This is a genomic window from Pseudomonas sp. NPDC087690 (assembly GCF_044743175.1).
Classification (GTDB): domain Bacteria; phylum Pseudomonadota; class Gammaproteobacteria; order Pseudomonadales; family Pseudomonadaceae; genus Aquipseudomonas.
Map to the genome: position 1 here is coordinate 1 of NZ_JBIUVX010000063.1, position 18649 is coordinate 18649.

An 18649-nucleotide genomic window follows, 5' to 3' on the forward strand; every position below is an offset into this window, starting at 1 on the left:
AAGGACGTGTTCATCGTCGGCGCCGACATCACCGAATTTGTCGAGAACTTCAAGCTGCCGGATGCCGAGCTGGTTGCTGGCAATCTCGAAGCCAACAAGATCTTCAGCGATTTCGAAGACCTCAATGTTCCGACTGTAGCGGCCATCAATGGCATCGCTTTGGGCGGCGGTCTGGAAATGTGCCTGGCGGCTGACTATCGCGTCATGTCGACCAAAGCCAAGATCGGTCTACCGGAAGTCAAACTGGGCATCTACCCAGGCTTCGGCGGTACGGTGCGTCTGCCGCGTCTGATCGGTGTCGACAACGCCATCGAATGGATTGCCGCCGGCAAGGAAAACCGCCCTGAAGACGCTCTGAAAGTCAGCGCCGTCGACGCCGTGGTTGCTCCAGAGAAACTGCAGGAAGCTGCCCTCGAACTGATCAAGCGCGCCATCTCCGGCGAGTTTGACTTCAAGGCCAAGCGTCAGCCAAAACTTGAAAAACTCAAGCTGAACGCCATTGAACAAATGATGGCTTTCGAAACCGCCAAAGGTTTCGTGGCAGGGCAAGCTGGCCCGAACTACCCGGCACCGGTTGAAGCGATCAAGACCATCCAGAAAGCCGCGAACTTCGGTCGTGACAAGGCGCTGGAAGTCGAAGCCGCCGGTTTCGTCAAACTGGCCAAGACCTCTGCCGCGCAGAGCTTGATCGGTCTGTTCCTGAACGATCAGGAGCTGAAGAAAAAGGCCAAGGCTTATGACGAAATCGCCAAAGACGTGAAGCAGGCCGCTGTACTCGGCGCCGGCATCATGGGTGGCGGTATCGCTTATCAGTCGGCCTCCAAAGGCACGCCGATCCTGATGAAAGACATCAACGAGCACGGTATCGAGCAGGGGCTGGCCGAAGCCGCCAAACTGCTGGTTGGCCGCGTTGATAAAGGCCGCATGACCGCGGCGAAAATGGCTGAAGTGCTCAACGCCATTCGTCCGACCCTGTCCTACGGCGACTTCGGTCACGTCGATCTGGTGGTCGAAGCTGTGGTTGAGAACCCGAAGGTCAAGCAGGCCGTACTGGCTGAAGTCGAAGGTCAGGTCAAAGAGGACACCATCCTCGCGTCCAACACCTCGACCATTTCCATCAGCCTGCTGGCCAAGGCCCTCAAGCGTCCGGAAAACTTCGTCGGTATGCACTTCTTCAACCCGGTGCACATGATGCCGCTGGTTGAAGTGATCCGTGGCGAGAAGTCGAGTGAGCTGGCGGTTGCCACCACCGTGGCCTACGCCAAGAAAATGGGCAAGAACCCGATCGTCGTCAACGACTGCCCGGGCTTCCTGGTCAACCGCGTCCTGTTCCCGTACTTCGGCGGTTTCGCCAAGCTGGTCAGCGCCGGTGTCGACTTCGTCCGTATCGACAAGGTCATGGAAAAATTCGGCTGGCCGATGGGCCCGGCATACCTGATGGACGTGGTCGGTATCGACACCGGTCACCATGGTCGTGACGTAATGGCTGAAGGCTTCCCGGATCGCATGAAGGATGACCGTCGTTCGGCCATCGACGTGCTGTACGAAGCCAAGCGCCTGGGTCAGAAGAACGGCAAGGGCTTCTACGCCTACGAGGCCGACAAGAAAGGCAAGCAGAAGAAAGTTGCCGATCCGTCGGTACTGGAAGTGCTCAAGCCGATCGTTTACGAGCAGCGAGAAGTCACTGACGAAGACATCATCAACTGGATGATGATCCCGCTGTGCCTGGAAACCGTGCGTTGCCTGGAAGACGGCATTGTTGAAACTGCCGCCGAAGCCGACATGGGTCTGGTCTACGGTATCGGTTTCCCTCCATTCCGTGGCGGTGCGCTGCGCTACATCGACTCGATCGGTGTTGCCGAGTTCGTTGCCCTGGCTGACCAGTACGCTGATTTGGGCGCGCTGTACCACCCGACCGCGAAACTGCGTGAAATGGCCAAAACCGGCCAACGGTTCTTCGGTTAAGCGTCCCAACTTTTGAGCGAGAGTGAAATTTTATGAGCTTGAATCCAAGAGACGTCGTGATTGTCGACTTCGGTCGTACTCCGATGGGCCGCTCCAAGGGCGGCATGCACCGCAACACCCGCGCCGAAGACATGTCGGCGCACCTGATCAGCAAATTGCTGGAGCGCAACGCCAAGGTCGATCCTGCTGAAGTCGAGGACGTGATCTGGGGCTGCGTCAACCAGACCCTGGAGCAGGGCTGGAACATCGCGCGCATGGCGTCGCTGATGACCCAGATCCCGCACACCTCGGCCGGTCAGACCGTCAGCCGTCTGTGTGGCTCGTCGATGAGTGCTTTGCACACTGCTGCGCAAGCGATCATGACCGGCAACGGTGACGTGTTCGTGGTTGGCGGCGTCGAGCATATGGGTCACGTGAGCATGATGCACGGTGTCGATCCGAACCCGCACATGTCGCTGTACGCGGCAAAAGCCTCGGGCATGATGGGCCTGACCGCTGAAATGCTCGGCAAAATGCACGGCATCACTCGCGAGCAGCAAGATGCTTTCGGTGTGCGTTCCCACCAGTTGGCCCACAAGGCTACTGTGGAAGGCAAGTTCAAAGACGAAATCATCCCGATGCAGGGCTACGACGAGAACGGTTTCCTGAAACTGTTCGACTACGACGAAACCATTCGTCCGGAAACCACCCTGGAAAGTCTGGCGGCCCTCAAGCCTGCCTTCAATCCAAAGGGCGGCACCGTGACTGCCGGTACTTCGTCGCAGATCACCGATGGTGCTTCGTGCATGATCGTGATGTCGGCGCAACGTGCACAGGATCTGGGTATCCAGCCAATGGCGGTTATCCGTTCGATGGCAGTGGCGGGTGTGGATCCGGCAATCATGGGCTATGGTCCAGTTCCGGCGACACAAAAAGCGCTGAAACGCGCGGGCCTTGGCATCAACGATATCGACTTCTTCGAGCTCAACGAAGCTTTCGCCGCACAGGCCCTGCCAGTGCTGAAAGATCTGAAAGTGCTCGACAAGATGAACGAGAAGGTTAACCTGCACGGCGGCGCGATCGCCCTGGGTCACCCGTTCGGTTGCTCCGGTGCCCGTATTTCCGGCACCTTGCTGAACGTGATGAAGCAGAATAGCGGCACCTTCGGGGTGGCCACTATGTGCATTGGTCTTGGCCAAGGCATCTCCACCGTCTTCGAACGCGTCTAAGCGTCTCGTTGATGGAAGCCGGGGCCAAGTGCCCCGGTTTTTGTTTTTGTGGATTTATTTTGTTTTTATTTTGAAAAAATTTGAGTGAGCGCCAACACATGCCGATACAACCTGGGCTCTACCAACATTACAAAGGTCCGCAGTACCGCGTATTCAGTGTGGCGCGGCATTCAGAGACCGAAGAAGAAGTGGTGTTTTACCAAGCCCTGTATGGGGAATACGGCTTTTGGGTGCGCCCTCTGAGCATGTTCCTCGAGTCAGTCGAGGTTGACGGCGAGCAGGTGCCACGCTTTGCTTTGGTGCAAGCCGAGCCAAGCCTTTTTTCCAAGGCATAAGGCGAGTGCGCACAGAACCCTGTGCTTGACCTCACCTTGTATCAACTATATATAGCGGTGCCGCGTCAGGCGCCAACCGCCTTTCACTTCTAGAATTCAGGAATTTTCTGATCCATGGGCAAATCGCTGGTCATTGTGGAATCCCCGGCTAAGGCCAAGACCATCAACAAGTATCTGGGTAACCAATACGTGGTGAAGTCGAGTATCGGCCATATCCGAGACCTGCCCACCAGCGGTTCGGCTAGCGCCAGCAAAGAGCCAGCCGCCAAGCGCGGCAAGGCTGCTGCGGGCGAAGGTCCGGTGCTCTCGCCGAAAGAGAAAGCGCGCAAGCAACTGGTCTCGCGTATGGGTGTCGATCCCGATCATGGCTGGAAAGCCAAGTACGAGATCCTCCCGGGCAAAGAGAAGGTCATCGAAGAGCTGCGCCGGCTCGCCAAAGATGCTGACACCATCTATCTCGCAACCGACTTGGATCGCGAGGGGGAAGCCATTGCCTGGCACCTGCGCGAAGCCATCGGTGGTGACGACAGCCGTTACAAGCGCGTGGTGTTCAACGAGATCACCAAGAAGGCGATTCAGGAAGCGTTCTCCAAGCCGGGCGAGCTGGACATTGATCGTGTCAACGCTCAACAGGCACGTCGTTTCCTTGACCGCGTTGTCGGTTACATGGTCTCGCCGCTGCTTTGGGCGAAGATTGCCCGTGGCCTGTCCGCCGGTCGCGTGCAATCGGTAGCCGTAAAGCTGGTCGTTGAGCGTGAGCGCGAAATTCGTGCGTTCAACCCGGAAGAGTACTGGGAAGTGCATGCCGATCTCGGCACCGCCAAAGGCTCGACCGTGCGTTTCGAAGTGGCTCGCGAAAAAGGCGAAGCCTTCAAGCCGCTCAACGAAGCCCAGGCCACGGCCGCGCTGGAGAAGCTCAAGGCTTCCAGCTACAGCATCGTCAAACGCGAAGACAAGCCGACCAGCAGCAAGCCATCGGCTCCATTCATCACCTCGACTCTGCAACAGGCTGCAAGTAACCGCCTGGGCTTCGGTGTGAAGAAAACCATGATGATGGCCCAGCGTCTGTACGAAGCCGGCTACATCACCTATATGCGTACCGACTCGACCAACCTCTCGGCCGATGCCGTGACGATGGCGCGTGCCTATATCGAAGACGAGTTCGGCAAGAAGTACCTGCCGGAAACGCCGAACGTCTACAGCAGCAAGGAAGGCGCACAAGAGGCTCACGAAGCGATTCGTCCTTCTGACGCCAACACCATTCCAAGCAAGCTGGCGGGCATGGAGCGTGACGCTGAACGGCTCTACGAGCTGATCTGGCGCCAGTTCCTCGCTTGCCAGATGCTGCCGGCGCAATACCTGTCCACCACTGTCAGCGTCGGTGCTGGCGATTTCGAGCTGCGTGCCAAAGGCCGTATCCTCAAGTTCGACGGTTACACCCGCGTCATGCCGCAGATTGCCAAGCCGGGCGATGACGACGTTCTGCCTGATATGGCGCAGGGCGACGTGATGAAGCTGATCAAGCTCGATCCGTCCCAGCACTTCACCAAACCGCCGGCCCGTTACTCGGAAGCCAGCCTGGTGAAAGAAATGGAAAAACGCGGTATTGGTCGTCCTTCGACTTATGCAGCGATCATTTCGACCATTCAGGATCGCGGTTACGTGACCCTGCATAACCGTCGTTTCTATTCGGAAAAGATGGGCGATATCGTTACCGAGCGTCTCTCTGAAAGCTTCTCGAACCTGATGGACTACGGCTTCACCGCCGGCATGGAAGAGAATCTCGATGATGTGGCGCAGGGCGAGCGCGACTGGAAAAGCGTGCTGGACGAGTTCTACGGCGACTTCAAAAAGAAACTCGAAGTTGCGGAGAATCCGGACAACGGCATGCGTGCCAACCAGCCGGTGATGACTGACATTCCGTGCACCACCTGTGGTCGTCCGATGCAGATTCGTACCGCATCGACCGGCGTGTTCCTTGGTTGCTCGGGTTACAGCCTGCCACCGAAAGAGCGCTGCAAGGCCACCGTCAACCTGGTGCCGGGCGATGAAATCGCTGCGGACGACGAAGGTGAATCGGAATCTTTGGTACTGCGTGGCAAGCATCGTTGCCCGATCTGTAGCACGGCGATGGACGCTTACCTGCTCGACGAGAAGCGCAAGCTGCACATCTGCGGTAACAACCCGGATTGCGCGGGCTACGAAATCGAAGAGGGCAGCTATCGCATCAAGGGCTATGAAGGTCCGAGTCTGGAGTGCGACAAGTGCGGCAGTGAGATGCAACTCAAGACCGGTCGTTTCGGCAAGTTCTTCGGTTGCACCAATCCGACCTGCAAGAACACTCGCAAGCTGCTGAAGAGTGGTGACGCAGCGCCGCCGAAGATGGATCCGGTGAAGATGCCCGAGCTGAAATGCGAAAAGGTCAACGACACCTACATCCTGCGCGACGGAGCCTCTGGTTTGTTCCTCGCGGCCAGTCAGTTCCCGAAAAACCGCGAGACACGTGCTCCGTTGGTGATCGAGATTCTGCCGCACAAGGACGAGATTGATCCGAAGTATCACTTCCTGTGCGAAGCACCGCAGAAGGATCCTGATGGTCTGCCTGCGGTCATCCGCTACAGCCGCAAGACCAAGGAGCAATACGTGCAGACCGAAGTCGATGGCAAACCTACCGGTTGGAAGGCTTATTACGACGGCGGCAAGTGGACGGTTGAAGACAAGCGTACGAAGGCCAAAGCTGAGTAAGCATTAGCCTGATACTGAAAGGCCGCATGAACACCCTCGGGTTTTCATGCGGCCTTTTTGTTTTGTGCTTGCGGTGGGATCGACTGATCCATGACACTGTGCGGCCTGTGTGAAGCAATTATTTCGTAGTGGAGACTGCCTTCATGGCCCACGAACTCTATACCCGTACCAACCAGAAGATCTATTTTGCCGGCCTGTCGCTGGAAGCTTTGGCTCGCGCAGAAGAGGGGCGGGCGATGAATTCTCTGGCGCTGATTCAGGCCGGGCGCGAATCCGCGTTGTTTCACCTCTACGGCGCCTTGTTGGGTCTTTGCCATGAAATTGCCGGTTTCTACCGCCTGCCACAAGCCAATGCGCCACGCGCAGAGTTGCTGCTGACGCGCGAAGTGCTGGAGTCGATCGCAATCCCGGAGCTGGCGGAAATGATCGAGTTGGCAGGCAACTCGGAAACGTGGCTGGCAAAACTGCTGGCGGCGCATTCGGCGATGTTTCAACCGCCTCGCGTGCCCCATAAGCCAAAAGGCGATGTAACTCAGCCATTGATTCAGGCCGTTAACCTTGACGAAGAAGAGGCACCTGAAGAGTTGAGCCGAGAGGAGTTGGAAAGCTGGCGGCAAAACCTTAAAGGCTTGGCTCTCCGGTTTCGCGAAGGCTTGAACGAGTGCTGATGGGGATTGACTCGGTGGCAATCTGAAACATGCTGCTGGTCAAGATCCCGAGCGAAGCCTGAATGATGTCTATATAATCCCTGCCTTTCGTGGAGAACAGACCTATATGCCAACGTCCTTTCTAGAAATTGTCGAGTTACCAGACGGCCGAATCGAACTGCGCAGGGCTGAGGACGAAGGTTCTCTGGTGACTCTGGATTTCTCCGAGGATGCCAAAACCTTCCTGCAGGGCCAGCACGTGGAAATCGCGAAGGCGATGTTGAGCGTCGGCGTGCAGATGGCAGGTCGAATGATTGAAGGCGAATTTGATAAGGACGAGGGGCCGCGGGTTCTTCATTGATCCCTGCCTGTTTTCAGTTTTTTGTCATTGTCGCTTCAGATCGGCTTCTCTGTCCCTGGAGAAGCCCTGCGCTTCACTCAGCGCTTTTTACCAGCTAATCAACCCAAGCGAATATTCAGGCTTTGAGCGTCGCCCGTACGTGCAGCGTTGATCAGTTGTTGGCGTGAACTGCTGTTCAACGGGTTGAGCCAGGTTACCACTGTGTGGCTGCGGCCCAGGCGCAACGCTTCGCATGCCAGTTGCTGTGCGCTCTGAGTGCCTCGCGGTTGCAGCAGTAGAATACGCTCACGATTCAGGCCGGCATCCCGCAGCCAGGTTTGCGTGAGACTCGCCGGTGGCGCAATCAGCGTCAGCCAGCGTGCGTCCTGATCTTCGCTCAACTCGCGGAGGATCGGGGCAAGCAGGTTCAGGCAGTTTCCGGCCGCACCGCGCAGTGACAGCTCACTGAATACTTCAGGTTCGGCATTCCACGGACGTTCGACCACTTCTTTCAGGGTCGGCGCCATCGGTTGCGCCAGAAACGCTTCGAATAAAGGCAGTTGTGTTTGCTGAGGTGTGTGTGGGAACTGCATAAAGCCTCCTTTAGCGGCGGATGACGCCGACACTCAAGCCTTCGATCACCAGTTCCTGATCTTTCAGGTCGACTTCGATAGGGGCGAATTCGGGGTTTTCGGCAATCAGCCAGACCTTGCTGCCTTCACGCTTGAAGCGTTTGACGGTCACTTCATCGCCGATGCGTGCAACGACGACCTGGCCGTTGCGTACTTCGCGGGTGGTGTGCACCGCCAGCAAATCGCCGTCGAAAATGCCTATGTCCTTCATGCTCATACCGTGAACGCGCAGCAGATAGTCGGCGCGCGGATGAAAGAAGGCTGGATTGATGTTGCAGGATTCTTCGATGTGCTGTTGGGCGAGGATGGGCGCACCGGCGGCGACACGGCCAATGATCGGCAGAGTGGAGTCGTCAGCCTTGGCTTCGAAGCCCGGAATACGAATGCCCCGCGAGGCGCCTGGGGTCATCTCGATCGCACCTTTGCGGGCCAGGGCCTTGAGGTGTTCTTCAGCAGCATTGGGCGATTTGAAACCCAGTTCCTGAGCGATTTCCGCACGGGTTGGCGGGTAGCCATTGTCTTCGAGGCAACGTTTGATAAAGGCCAGAATCTCGGCTTGGCGTGGCGTCAGCTTTAGCATATTGATCGCTCTGTCTTTTTATACAGTGACTGGGATTATATACAGTGAAGCGGTCTTGGCAATGCCCGTTTTTTTGCAGGCCGCCGGACGGTCGGCAGCCTTGCTTACTAATGCGCGGGTCTTGTGTGGTTAAATAGCTGACCGACCATTCCCAAAACGAACCGGCAGGCTTGACAAGGCACAGGCTGAAACGTATGTTTCAAACAAGTGTTTGTCAGGCGGAGTAGCCATGGCCCAGTCGGAAACCGTTGAACGCATTCTTGATGCTGCCGAGCAGTTGTTCGCGGAGAAAGGTTTCGCTGAAACCTCATTGCGTTTGATCACCAGCAAGGCTGGCGTCAACCTGGCAGCGGTTAACTATCACTTCGGCTCGAAGAAGGCGCTGATTCAGGCGGTTTTTTCGCGCTTCCTCGGGCCGTTCTGTATCAGCCTCGATAAAGAGCTGGAGCGTCGTCAGGCCAAGCCTGAAAACAAGCCGACGCTTGAAGAACTGTTGGAGATCCTCGTCGAGCAAGCCCTTGTGGTTCAGCCGCGCAGCGGCAATGACCTGTCGATCTTCATGCGTTTGCTCGGTCTCGCGTTCAGCCAGAGCCAAGGCCACTTGCGCCGTTATCTGGAAGACATGTACGGCAAGGTATTCCGTCGCTACATGTTGCTCGTCAACGAAGCTGCGCCGCGCATCCCGCCGATCGAGCTGTTCTGGCGCGTGCACTTCATGCTCGGCGCCGCGGCGTTCAGCATGTCCGGCATCAAGGCGCTGCGTGCGATTGCCGAGACCGATTTCGGCGTCAATACCTCCATCGAACAAGTCATGCGCCTGATGGTGCCGTTCCTCGCCGCTGGCATGCGCGCTGAAACCGGCGTCACCGATACGGCGATGGCCACCGCGCAACTGCGTCCGCGCAGCAAATCAACGCCGGTCGCCGCCAAGGTTTAACCGCGCACGGGTGGGCGCGCGAGCCTGTATCCGCTAAGCTAGCCGCCCATGCCGACTCTCGTTCTGAACCCGATCTTCACAGATATCGCCGACCTGCCGGGCAATGCCCCCGGTGGCGATTTCGTGCGGATCGGGTTTTTCGTTTTCAAGGAATCTCTATGACTGCTGGCCTGCAAGGCTCGTTGATGGTGGACGTCGCCGGTACCTGGCTGACGGCTGAAGATCGCCAATTGTTGCGTCAGCCCGAAGTGGGCGGCCTGATCATCTTTGCGCGCAACATTGAGCATCCACGCCAGGTGCGTGAGCTCAGCGCCGCGATCCGGGCGATTCGCCCGGATTTGCTGTTGGCCGTGGATCAAGAGGGCGGTCGTGTGCAACGCCTGCGTCAGGGCTTCGTACGCCTGCCAGCGATGCGCGCCATTGCCGATAATCCGAATGCCGAGTACCTCGCCGAGCAATGCGGCTGGATCATGGCTACCGAAGTGCTGGCCGTCGGCCTGGACCTGAGTTTCGCCCCTGTGCTCGATCTGGATTACCAGCGCAGCGCCGTCGTCGGCACGCGTTCTTTCGAGGGTGATCCGGAGCGCGCAGCGTTGCTCGCTGGCGCGTTTATTCGCGGCATGAACAGCGCGGGCATGGCGGCCACCGGCAAGCACTTTCCCGGTCATGGCTGGGCCGAAGCCGATTCCCACGTTGCGATCCCGAATGACGAGCGCAGCCTCGACGAAATTCGCGCCAACGACCTCGTGCCCTTCGCCAGACTCAGCAGGCAACTGGCTGCGATCATGCCGGCGCACGTTATCTATCCGCAGGTTGATTCGCAGCCCGCCGGTTTCTCCCGGCGCTGGTTGCAGGACATTCTGCGCGGCGAGTTGCAGTTCGACGGCGTGATCTTCAGCGACGACCTGTCGATGGCTGGCGCCCATGTGGTCGGCGACGCCGCCAGCCGTATCGAAGCCGCGCTGACTGCTGGCTGCGACATGGGTCTGGTGTGCAACGACCGCGCCGCTGCCGAACTGGCTTTGAGCGCTGCTCAGCGCATGAAGGTCAAGCCTTCCGAGCGCATCGCTCGCATGCGTGGTCAGGCATTCGCCAGCACCGATTACCGTCAGGATCCGCGTTGGCTCACCGCCATCGGCGCGCTCAAAGACGCTCAACTGATCGATTAAGGATTTTTCGCTATGACGGTTTACGCAATCATCGGCGGCACTGGCCTGACCCAGCTCGAAGGCTTGACCATTCGCCAATCGCTGGCGGTGGACACGCCCTACGGCGCGCCGTCGGCCGACGTGCAGATTGGCGAGTACGCCGGCAAGGAAGTGTTGTTCCTCGCCCGTCACGGCCACCCGCATCGCTTCCCGCCGCACAAGGTCAACTACCGCGCCAATCTGTGGGCGTTGAAACAGGCCGGCGCCGAAGCGATCATCGCGGTGAATGCCGTGGGCGGTATTCATTCGGCCATGGGCACCGGGCATTTCTGCGTGCCGCACCAGATCGTCGACTACACCAGCGGCCGTGAGCACACTTTTTTCGCCGATGATCTGGAGCATGTCACCCACATCGACTTCAGCTTTCCTTACAGCGAACCGTTGCGTCAGCAATTGATTGCTGCGGTGGCCGCTGAAGGCTGCGAGTACAGCGATCAAGGCGTGTATGCCTGCACCCAGGGCCCGCGTCTGGAAACCGTGGCGGAGATAGTGCGTCTTGAACGTGATGGCTGCGACATCGTCGGCATGACCGGTATGCCGGAAGCGGCGCTGGCGCGTGAGCTGGATCTGGATTACGCCTGTCTGGCGCTGGTAGTGAACCCGGCGGCGGGCAAGACCACGGAAGTGATCACCATGGCCGAAATCGAGCAGGCGTTGCATGACGGGATGGGTAAGGTGAAATCGGCGTTGGCGCGGGTGCTCAAGGGCTGAAGCTGACCGAGACCGAGTTGGCCCCATCGCTGGCAAGCCAGCTCCACAGGTATCGAGTTGAATCACAGTTTTGTGTGCGACTCATAAGTCTGTGGGAACTGGCTTGCCAGCGAAAGCTATCTAACAGGCGACGCAGGTCTCAACGCTTGTCGGACTTATCCGGCAGCGGCGCAAACAGCGCCTCAATATCATCACTCTGCAACTTCCAGTCCCCGGCCTTGCGCCCATCCAGCACGCCCGCCGCCAAGTCGGACTTTTCCTTCTGCAGGTGCTGAATCTTCTCTTCCACCGTGCCCCGCGCGATCATCTTGTAGACGAATACCGGTTTCTCTTGACCGATCCGATAAGCACGGTCGGTTGCCTGATTTTCCGTCGCCGGGTTCCACCACGGATCGTAGTGAATCACCGTATCCGCCTCGGTCAGGTTCAAGCCGACACCGCCAGCCTTCAGGCTGATCAGAAAAATCTGTCGCTTGCCGCTCTGGAATTCCTTCACCGGTGTACGCCGATCGCGGGTCTGGCCGGTCAACAACGCGTAGGAAACGTTACGTTTTTTCAGCTCGTCTTCGATCAATGACAGCATCGAGGTGAACTGCGAAAAAAGCAGAATCCGCCGGCCTTCCTCGAACAACTCCTCAAGCATTTCCATCAAACTGTCGAGCTTGCCCGAGGTGCTGCCGCGAGCGGGCAGGGTGGCGCCGTTGACCAGGCGCAAATCACAGCAAACCTGACGCAGCTTCAACAGCGCCTCAAGAATGATGATCTGGCTGCGTGCCACGCCTTTGCGGGTGATCTCGTCGCGGACTTTCTTGTCCATCGCCAGGCGCATGGTTTCGTACACATCGCGTTGCGCTTCGTTGAGATCGACCCAGTGGATGATCTCGGTTTTCGGCGGCAACTCGGTGGCCACCTGTTCCTTGGTGCGGCGCAGTAGAAACGGTTTTATTCGACCGTTAAGGTGCTGAAGTCTGACCTCGCTGCCGCGCTTTTCAATCGGTACACGGTAATCGGCGTTGAAGCTTTTTACGTCGCCGAGCCAGCCTGGCAGCAGGAAGTGAAACAGCGACCACAGTTCACCCAAGTGGTTTTCCAGCGGGGTACCACTCAGGCACAAACGCTGACGCGCGTTCAGCTCGCGCGCGGCTTGAGCGGCTTTGCTGTTCGGATTCTTGATGTACTGCGCCTCATCCAGCACCAATACGTGCAGCGGCTGCTTGGCCAGACGTTCGACGTCCTTGGGCAGCAGCCCGTAGGTGGTGAGGATCAGGTCGAAATCGGCCAGATTATCGAAATGTTTTTTACGAGTGGCGCCGTACAGCGCGACCACTTTCAGCTGCGGGGTGAAGTGCGCCGCCTCATCCAGCCAGTTCGGAATCAGGCTGGTTGGCATCACCACCATGCACGGTCGATCGAGGCGCCCGGCGTTTTTCTCGCTGAGAATATGCGCAAGCGTCTGTAGGGTTTTACCCAGACCCATGTCATCCGCAAGGATCCCGCCAACCTCCAGTTGCCGCAACGATTGCATCCAGCTCAAGCCTTCGAGCTGATAAGGACGCAGCGTCGCATTCAGGCCCTCTGGAGCTTGCGCGCTGAAATCACGAATGTCGCGCAGGCGTTGAGCAAACGTACGGATCTGCTCGCCACCCTCCCAGAGGAGCGGAATGTCTTCCAGCGAGTTCAGGCGTGTGGCGTCGGCCTTGCTCAGGCGCAAAGTGGTTTCGCCCGGTTCCTGCAAATAGAACTCGCCTAGGGTCATCAGCACCGGTTTCAACCGCCCCAGCGGCAACGCCACTTGCAGCGGCCCGTGCTCGCTGTTGCGTTGCGGAATATTGACCAGAATCAGCTCGTCATCGCGACGGCGCGCCAGGCGTTCCGGATTGAGGATTTCCGCGTGCGAGCGCATCAGATTGAGCAGGATCGGCAGCAGGCTCAGACGTTCACCATTGACGATGATCCCCAGTTCCAGATCGAACCAGTCACGCTCCGGCGCCTGCTCGACCGTGGCGTACCAGTCATCCACAGCGGTCAGGTCGAAGCCGAACTCTTCGTCGATCTGCAGCTCCCAACCTTGGCTGCGTAGTTTTGGCAGATCGTTGAGGGTAAACGTCAGCCAGGCGCTGTCATTGACCATCTCGTACAGCTCGCCCGCGCTTTCCGGCAGCGCTTTGCTCTGCCGCGTGGCGATACGAAAGCCGAGGATTCTTAACTGTTCGCGGTAGGACTGTTCGACGTCCGGGTGGCGTTTTATCCGCAGTGTCTGGGTTTCCTGGCGGATCAGGATGTCGCTGTTTTTCTGCCCGCTGACGTATTCGTCCAGATAGCTGAACGACAACGCCGCGCGGTGCTGAATGTAGCGCTGCATCTTGCCGTTGCGCGGTTCGAAGGCGCTGAACTCGACGCTGGCCAGCCACAGGCGCGGCAAGGGTTGCACGTTGTCGACCAGCACTTGCGGTGGCGCTTTCGGGCCACGGTTTTCCAGCACGGCTTGGAGCTTCTCCAGTAATTCGGCGTCTTTGGCCGCGGCAGGGTAATCGAGGGTTTCCTGCACTTTCAGCAGGACAGCAGCGCAGTGTTTGCAGTTGCTGCGAACCGGGCAGGTACAGCCGGCATCGACCAGCAGCAAAGTGCCTTTGGCTGACTCGCGAAGATGAATCGTCTGACGGTAAACGTTACCGCCAGAGCCTTCGCAACTGGCGGTGATCGTTGCATCGCCGACCTGGGCGATGCGTACCCGGTTTTCCAGGGCGTAGCGGCGGCCACGCTCCAGGCTCTGTTCCTTGAATCGGCTGACCCAGGAGGGCGCCAACGGTTTACTCAGCGGCGGGTTCATAAGGACTTCGATCAGTCCGGAATCGCTTCAGGCGCTTCCCGTGGCGCAGGTGCGGTCAGGGAAGTGATCTTGATCAGCAGCGCCAGATGGCCGTTATCGAGATAGTTGAGTTGGCCGTTCTTGGTGTGGCTGTCCTGTTTCAGGCGCTCACTGGCGGTGACCAGGCCGTTGGTGTTGATCTTGTTGACCCAGAAATCGGCCGCGACGTCGGTGAAACGCCCGAGCTTCATCTCCAGCGTGCCCTCGATCGGGAACTGGCCGTACTGCTCCTGACCGTCGCTGACCGCGACTTTCGATGGCGCTTCACCGAGGGTTTGCTGCCAGGCTTTGTGCATCAGCACGCTGTAGTCGCCGCTGGCGGTGAGTTTTGTGACAACGTCATTCAACGCCGGCGTGCGCTGGCTGTCATCGGCCAAGCGCTGGGCGCCGGCGGCCCAGTCTTCCGGGGCGGCACGGCTGACAATTGCCGGTACAGCGTTCTGGCGAACCAGAATCATCTCGACCTGATACAGGTCATCGGCAAACGCCGTAGGCGCTACCAAGGTGAGTAGCAAAGTCAGCGAGCGAAACAGGCGCATGCGGCGTCCTTCAAACAGTTTTCGGGAGGAGGCGCTCAAACAGCGCCTCTACAGTATTAAAGCGCTCTTCCGGGCGTTCCATCGGCACCTGGAACTTGAACATCGTGGCGCCTTCGAATTTGTAGCGTTTTGGCTGGCTCTGGATCAGTTTGATCAGGGTCATCGGGTCCACTGGCGTCTGTGCTTCGAACTCGATGCGCCCACCTTGCGGCCCGCCATCGACCTTCTTGATGCCCAGTTGCTCAGCCTGCAATTTCAGCGCAGTGATACGCACCAGATTTTTCGTCGGTTCCGGCAGCAGACCGAAACGGTCGATCATCTCGACTTGCAGATCCTTCAGGCCTTCCTCGTCGGTGGCCGAAGCAATGCGCTTGTACAGAATCAGACGCGCGTGAACATCCGGCAGATAGTCTTCCGGAATCAGCGCCGGCACTCGCAGGTTGACCTCCGGGCCACCGCCCAGCGGTTGATCGAGGTTCGGTTGCTCGCCTTTGCGGATCGACTTCACCGCGCGTTCGAGCATCTCCATGTACAGCGTGAAGCCCACGGCCTGAATCTGCCCGCTCTGACCATCGCCGAGCAGTTCACCGGCGCCACGGATTTCCAGGTCGTTGGTCGCCAGCACGAAACCGGCGCCGAGATCCTGAGTGTTGGCAATCGCTTCCAGACGCTTTTCCGCATCCGAAGTGATTTGCTGGCGCGGCGGCGTCAGCAGGTAGGCGTACGCCTGGTGGTGGCTGCGACCGACACGACCGCGCAACTGGTGCAGTTGCGCCAGACCGAACTTGTCGGCGCGCTCGATGATGATGGTGTTGGCGCTTGGCACGTCGATACCGGTCTCGATGATGGTCGAGGCGATCAGCACGTTGAAGCGCTTGTGATAGAAGTCGCTCATCACCTGTTCGAGTTCGCGTTCGCGCATCTGCCCGTGACCGATGCCGATACGCGCTTCCGGCACCAGTTCGGCGAGATCGGCGGCGCATTTTTCAATGGTTTTCACATCGTTGTGCAGGTAGTAAACCTGACCGCCACGCAGCAGTTCGCGGAGCAGGGCCTCTTTGACCGTGCTCTTGTTCTGCTCCATGACGAAGGTGCGCACCGACAGGCGTCGCGCCGGCGGCGTGGCGATGATCGACAGATCGCGCATGCCCGACACCGCCATGTTCAGCGTGCGCGGAATCGGTGTGGCGGTCAGCGTAAGAATGTCGACTTCACTGCGCAGGGCCTTGAGCTGTTCTTTCTGACGCACACCGAAGCGGTGTTCTTCGTCGATAATCACCAGTCCGAGGTTTTTGATTTTTACATCGTCGGACAGCAGCTTGTGCGTGCCGATGACAATATCGATCTTGCCTTCCGCCAGATCGGCGATCGCCGCATTGACTTCCTTGGCCGACTTGAAGCGGCTCATCACTTCCACAGTCACCGGCCAGTCGGCGAAGCGGTCGCGGAAGCTGTTGTAGTGCTGCTGGGCGAGCAGGGTGGTCGGCACCAGAATCGCCACCTGGCGACCGCCGTGCACAGCGATGAACGCTGCGCGCATGGCCACTTCGGTCTTGCCGAAACCGACGTCGCCACAGACCAGTCGATCCATTGGCTTCGGCGCGAGCATGTCTTCGCGCACGGCTTCGATGGTCGATTGCTGGTCCGGGGTTTCTTCGAACGGGAAGCCAGCGCTGAATGTGGCGTAATCGGCTTTCGGGTCGGCAAATGCGTAGCCTTCGCGAGCGGCGCGGCGGGCATAGATGTCGAGCAATTCAGCAGCAACATCGCGCACCTGTTCGGCGGCTTTGCGTTTGGCTTTCTGCCAAACCTCGGAGCCGAGGCGGTGCAGCGGGGCCAGCGCATCGTCGCTGCCGGTGTAACGGGCGATCAGATGCAGGTTGGCCACCGGCACGTAGAGCTTGGCGTTCTCGGCATATTCCAGGGTGAGGAATTCGGCAGCCTGATTGTCGATTTCCAGAATCGTCAGGCCCAGATAGCGGCCGACACCGTGGTCGATGTGCACCACCGGCGCGCCTTCGCGCAGCTCGGTGAGGTTTTTGATCACTGCATCGTTGTTGCCGTCGGCACGCTTCTCGCGGCGGCGACGCTGCATGACGCGTTGGCCGAACAGCGGACTTTCCGCGACCAGTGCCAGCGCCGGATCGTCGAGCATCAGGCCTTCGTCGAGCGGGGCGATGGTGATCGCCAGGCGATCCTTGCTCGCGACGAAGTCCGGCCAGCTGTCGACGGTTTTCGGTCGCAGCTTCAGACGCTCCAGCAACTCCAGCAGCACTTCGCGACGGCCGGCGGATTCGGCGGTGAACAGCACGCGACCGGGGAATTCATCGAGGAAGGCAGAAAGCGCGGCCAGCGGTTGCGTGGCTTTGGCTTCAATCGCCAGATTCGGCAGTGCTTGTGCAGGAAAGCGCTCACGACCGACGCCGCTTTCCACGTCTTGCTGGCTGGCGACCACGCGTGGCCAGCTCTTCAGGCGCGCGAAGCAGTCTTCCACCGGCAGGAACAATTCGGCGGGTGGCAATAAAGGACGCGAAGGATCGACGCGGCGCTCTTCATAACGATTGCGCACGTCGTTCCAGAAATTCTCCGCTGCTTGCTCGATACCCGGCAACGAGAACACCTGGGTGTCCTGCGGCAAATAATCGAACAGCGTCGAGGTTTCGTCGAAGAACAGCGGCAGGTAGTACTCGATACCGGCCGGAGTGATGCCGCTGCTCAGATCCTGAAAGATCGGGCAGCGCCGGAAGTCGACGTCGAAACGCTCGCGAAAGCGCGCCTTGAAGCGGGTGACCGCATCTTTCTGCAGCGGAAACTCACGAGCCGGCAGCAGCTTGACCGAATCGACCTTGTCGATGGAGCGCTGGTTTTCCGGATCGAAGGTGCGCAGGGTTTCGATTTCGTCGTCGAACAGGTCGATGCGATAGGGCAGTTTGCTGCCCATCGGGAACAGGTCGATCAGCGCGCCGCGTACGGTGAATTCGCCGTGTTCGTACACCGTGTCGACGTAGCGATAGCCGCTGGCTTCAAGCCGCGAGCGCATCTGTTCGACATCGAGTTTCTGCCCGACATCCAGTACCAGACTGCTGCCGAGCAAAAACTTGGTCGGCGCCAGGCGGTGCAACGCCGTGGTGATCGGCACCACCAGCACGCCATGTTCCAGCTCGGGCAGCCTATATAAGCTGGCGATGCGCTGGGAAATGATGTCCTGGTGCGGCGAGAACAGGTCGTACGGCAGGGTTTCCCAGTCGGGGAAATGCAGAACGGGCAAATCCGGGGCGAAGAAACTCAGCTCCTGTTCCAGTCGTTCAGCACTCTGGCTGTCGGCGGTCAGTAGCAGGGTGAAGCGCTTGGCAGCGCTGGCAGCCTCGGCAATCGCCAGGCTGAGGGCAGCACCGGGCAAATTGCCCCAATGCTGTTTACCTGCCTCGGCAGGGAGTTGCGGTAGACGCAGAACGGGCACGGAAGGTTGAGCTCCAGGCTTTGCGACAAAGTCGGTAATTGTAGCGGCGTCCGGTGCCGCCTGTCAGTTGCAGACTACGTCTATCTTCGCTGTTTTGGCGAAATGTAGTGGTAACCATAAAAACGAGCACTTTTTTAGTGGTTATGTAGTGCCGAAATTGGCTCGTGTTACGGAGGGTTACAGACATCGTCTAACAGTCGACGAAAAATTGACTGCGCTGGAAGCCGCGTATTTACTGGGCTGGCGCGAGGCGTTATTTTTTTGAAAGGAATTTTGTTACCGATTTCGCGACAAGCGCGCATTGCTGAATGAGGTTGTCGGCGGCATAATGTAGCCCCTTTTTTCTGCCCCTACATGTGGAAGGTTACCGTGACTCAGAAGCCCGACCAGTGTCTTGGTGAATGGATCGACCGTGAAGCACTCGCAGAAGCGATGATTCCGCTAATCGGTCAGCTCTACCGCAATAACAACGT

14 protein-coding genes and 1 pseudogene are annotated in these 18649 nt (G+C 58.7%); 10 read left to right on the plus strand and 5 right to left on the minus strand.

Features of this window, described 5'->3' with window-relative positions:
• The 6 genes from fadB to ACIPIZ_RS28125 form a co-directional block, all read left to right on the plus strand.
• Positions 1-1965 (plus strand): fatty acid oxidation complex subunit alpha FadB (gene fadB, locus ACIPIZ_RS28100; RefSeq protein WP_401168714.1); only part of this gene is annotated, 1965 nt, incomplete at its 5' end.
• A gap of 32 nt (positions 1966-1997) precedes the next feature.
• On the plus strand, positions 1998-3173 hold the full coding sequence (fadA, locus tag ACIPIZ_RS28105) for an acetyl-CoA C-acyltransferase FadA (protein WP_007910465.1): 1176 nt from the start codon (positions 1998-2000) through the stop codon (positions 3171-3173).
• A 98-nt stretch (positions 3174-3271) separates the two neighbouring features.
• Positions 3272-3508, plus strand: a complete 237-nt coding sequence (locus ACIPIZ_RS28110) for a DUF1653 domain-containing protein (RefSeq protein WP_064392833.1) — start codon at positions 3272-3274, stop codon at positions 3506-3508.
• Positions 3509-3622: 114 nt separating this feature from the next.
• Positions 3623-6253: a type I DNA topoisomerase gene (gene topA, locus ACIPIZ_RS28115; RefSeq protein ID WP_064392832.1), complete on the plus strand. Its 2631-nt coding sequence runs from the start codon at positions 3623-3625 to the stop codon at positions 6251-6253.
• Positions 6254-6396: 143 nt separating this feature from the next.
• Positions 6397-6921, plus strand: a complete 525-nt coding sequence (locus tag ACIPIZ_RS28120) for a DUF6586 family protein (RefSeq protein ID WP_064392831.1) — start codon at positions 6397-6399, stop codon at positions 6919-6921.
• A 106-nt stretch (positions 6922-7027) separates the two neighbouring features.
• On the plus strand, positions 7028-7261 hold the full coding sequence (locus ACIPIZ_RS28125; RefSeq protein WP_064392830.1) for a hypothetical protein: 234 nt from the start codon (positions 7028-7030) through the stop codon (positions 7259-7261).
• 98 nt (positions 7262-7359) lie between these two features.
• On the opposite strand, the gene sulA is transcribed toward ACIPIZ_RS28125, so the two are convergent.
• Together sulA and lexA are read right to left on the minus strand one after the other, a co-directional pair.
• Positions 7360-7833 carry an SOS-induced cell division inhibitor SulA gene (gene sulA / locus ACIPIZ_RS28130; RefSeq protein WP_064392829.1) on the minus strand — a complete coding sequence of 158 codons (474 nt, stop codon included), beginning with the start codon at positions 7831-7833 and terminating at the stop codon, positions 7360-7362.
• Positions 7834-7843: 10 nt separating this feature from the next.
• Entirely contained in the window at positions 7844-8452 is a 609-nt protein-coding gene (gene lexA, locus ACIPIZ_RS28135) for a transcriptional repressor LexA (RefSeq protein WP_064392828.1), read from the minus strand.
• 229 nt (positions 8453-8681) lie between these two features.
• Here lexA and ACIPIZ_RS28140 point away from each other — a divergent pair, with 229 nt between their 5' ends.
• The 3 genes from ACIPIZ_RS28140 to ACIPIZ_RS28150 all read left to right on the plus strand — a co-directional run bounded on the left by ACIPIZ_RS28140 (position 8682) and on the right by ACIPIZ_RS28150 (position 11308).
• Positions 8682-9389, plus strand: a complete 708-nt coding sequence (locus ACIPIZ_RS28140; RefSeq protein WP_016986747.1) for a TetR/AcrR family transcriptional regulator — start codon at positions 8682-8684, stop codon at positions 9387-9389.
• Positions 9390-9559: 170 nt separating this feature from the next.
• Positions 9560-10558, plus strand: a complete 999-nt coding sequence (gene nagZ, locus ACIPIZ_RS28145; RefSeq protein WP_177330983.1) for a beta-N-acetylhexosaminidase — start codon at positions 9560-9562, stop codon at positions 10556-10558.
• 12 nt (positions 10559-10570) lie between these two features.
• The gene (locus ACIPIZ_RS28150; protein WP_150648551.1) at positions 10571-11308 is read left to right on the plus strand and encodes an S-methyl-5'-thioinosine phosphorylase; all 738 of its coding nucleotides are present in this window, start codon (positions 10571-10573) and stop codon (positions 11306-11308) included.
• 139 nt (positions 11309-11447) lie between these two features.
• Here the strand turns inward: ACIPIZ_RS28150 and ACIPIZ_RS28155 are convergent, their stop codons facing one another.
• From ACIPIZ_RS28155 to mfd, 3 genes are read right to left on the minus strand one after another with little or no spacing between them, the layout of a single operon-like run.
• A complete protein-coding gene (locus ACIPIZ_RS28155; protein WP_401168722.1) occupies positions 11448-14138 on the minus strand; it encodes a DEAD/DEAH box helicase in 2691 nt (896 codons plus the stop codon).
• 11 nt (positions 14139-14149) lie between these two features.
• Positions 14150-14716 carry a CsiV family protein gene (locus tag ACIPIZ_RS28160; RefSeq protein ID WP_064392824.1) on the minus strand — a complete coding sequence of 189 codons (567 nt, stop codon included), beginning with the start codon at positions 14714-14716 and terminating at the stop codon, positions 14150-14152.
• Positions 14717-14726: 10 nt separating this feature from the next.
• Entirely contained in the window at positions 14727-18176 is a 3450-nt protein-coding gene (gene mfd / locus ACIPIZ_RS28165; protein ID WP_401168725.1) for a transcription-repair coupling factor, read from the minus strand.
• Positions 18177-18530: 354 nt separating this feature from the next.
• Here mfd and ACIPIZ_RS28170 point away from each other — a divergent pair.
• Positions 18531-18649 (plus strand): annotated as a pseudogene (locus ACIPIZ_RS28170) (glyceraldehyde-3-phosphate dehydrogenase); the annotation flags it as partial.

Coding starts and splice junctions, on each gene's coding strand:
- fadA (WP_007910465.1), top strand. CDS start 1,998: ATGAGCTTGAATCCAAGAGACGTCGTGATTGTCGACTTCGGTCGTACT.
- ACIPIZ_RS28110 (WP_064392833.1), top strand. CDS start 3,272: ATGCCGATACAACCTGGGCTCTACCAACATTACAAAGGTCCGCAGTAC.
- topA (WP_064392832.1), top strand. CDS start 3,623: ATGGGCAAATCGCTGGTCATTGTGGAATCCCCGGCTAAGGCCAAGACC.
- ACIPIZ_RS28120 (WP_064392831.1), top strand. CDS start 6,397: ATGGCCCACGAACTCTATACCCGTACCAACCAGAAGATCTATTTTGCC.
- ACIPIZ_RS28125 (WP_064392830.1), top strand. CDS start 7,028: ATGCCAACGTCCTTTCTAGAAATTGTCGAGTTACCAGACGGCCGAATC.
- sulA (WP_064392829.1), bottom strand. CDS start 7,833: ATGCAGTTCCCACACACACCTCAGCAAACACAACTGCCTTTATTCGAA.
- lexA (WP_064392828.1), bottom strand. CDS start 8,452: ATGCTAAAGCTGACGCCACGCCAAGCCGAGATTCTGGCCTTTATCAAA.
- ACIPIZ_RS28140 (WP_016986747.1), top strand. CDS start 8,682: ATGGCCCAGTCGGAAACCGTTGAACGCATTCTTGATGCTGCCGAGCAG.
- ACIPIZ_RS28150 (WP_150648551.1), top strand. CDS start 10,571: ATGACGGTTTACGCAATCATCGGCGGCACTGGCCTGACCCAGCTCGAA.
- ACIPIZ_RS28155 (WP_401168722.1), bottom strand. CDS start 14,138: ATGAACCCGCCGCTGAGTAAACCGTTGGCGCCCTCCTGGGTCAGCCGA.
- ACIPIZ_RS28160 (WP_064392824.1), bottom strand. CDS start 14,716: ATGCGCCTGTTTCGCTCGCTGACTTTGCTACTCACCTTGGTAGCGCCT.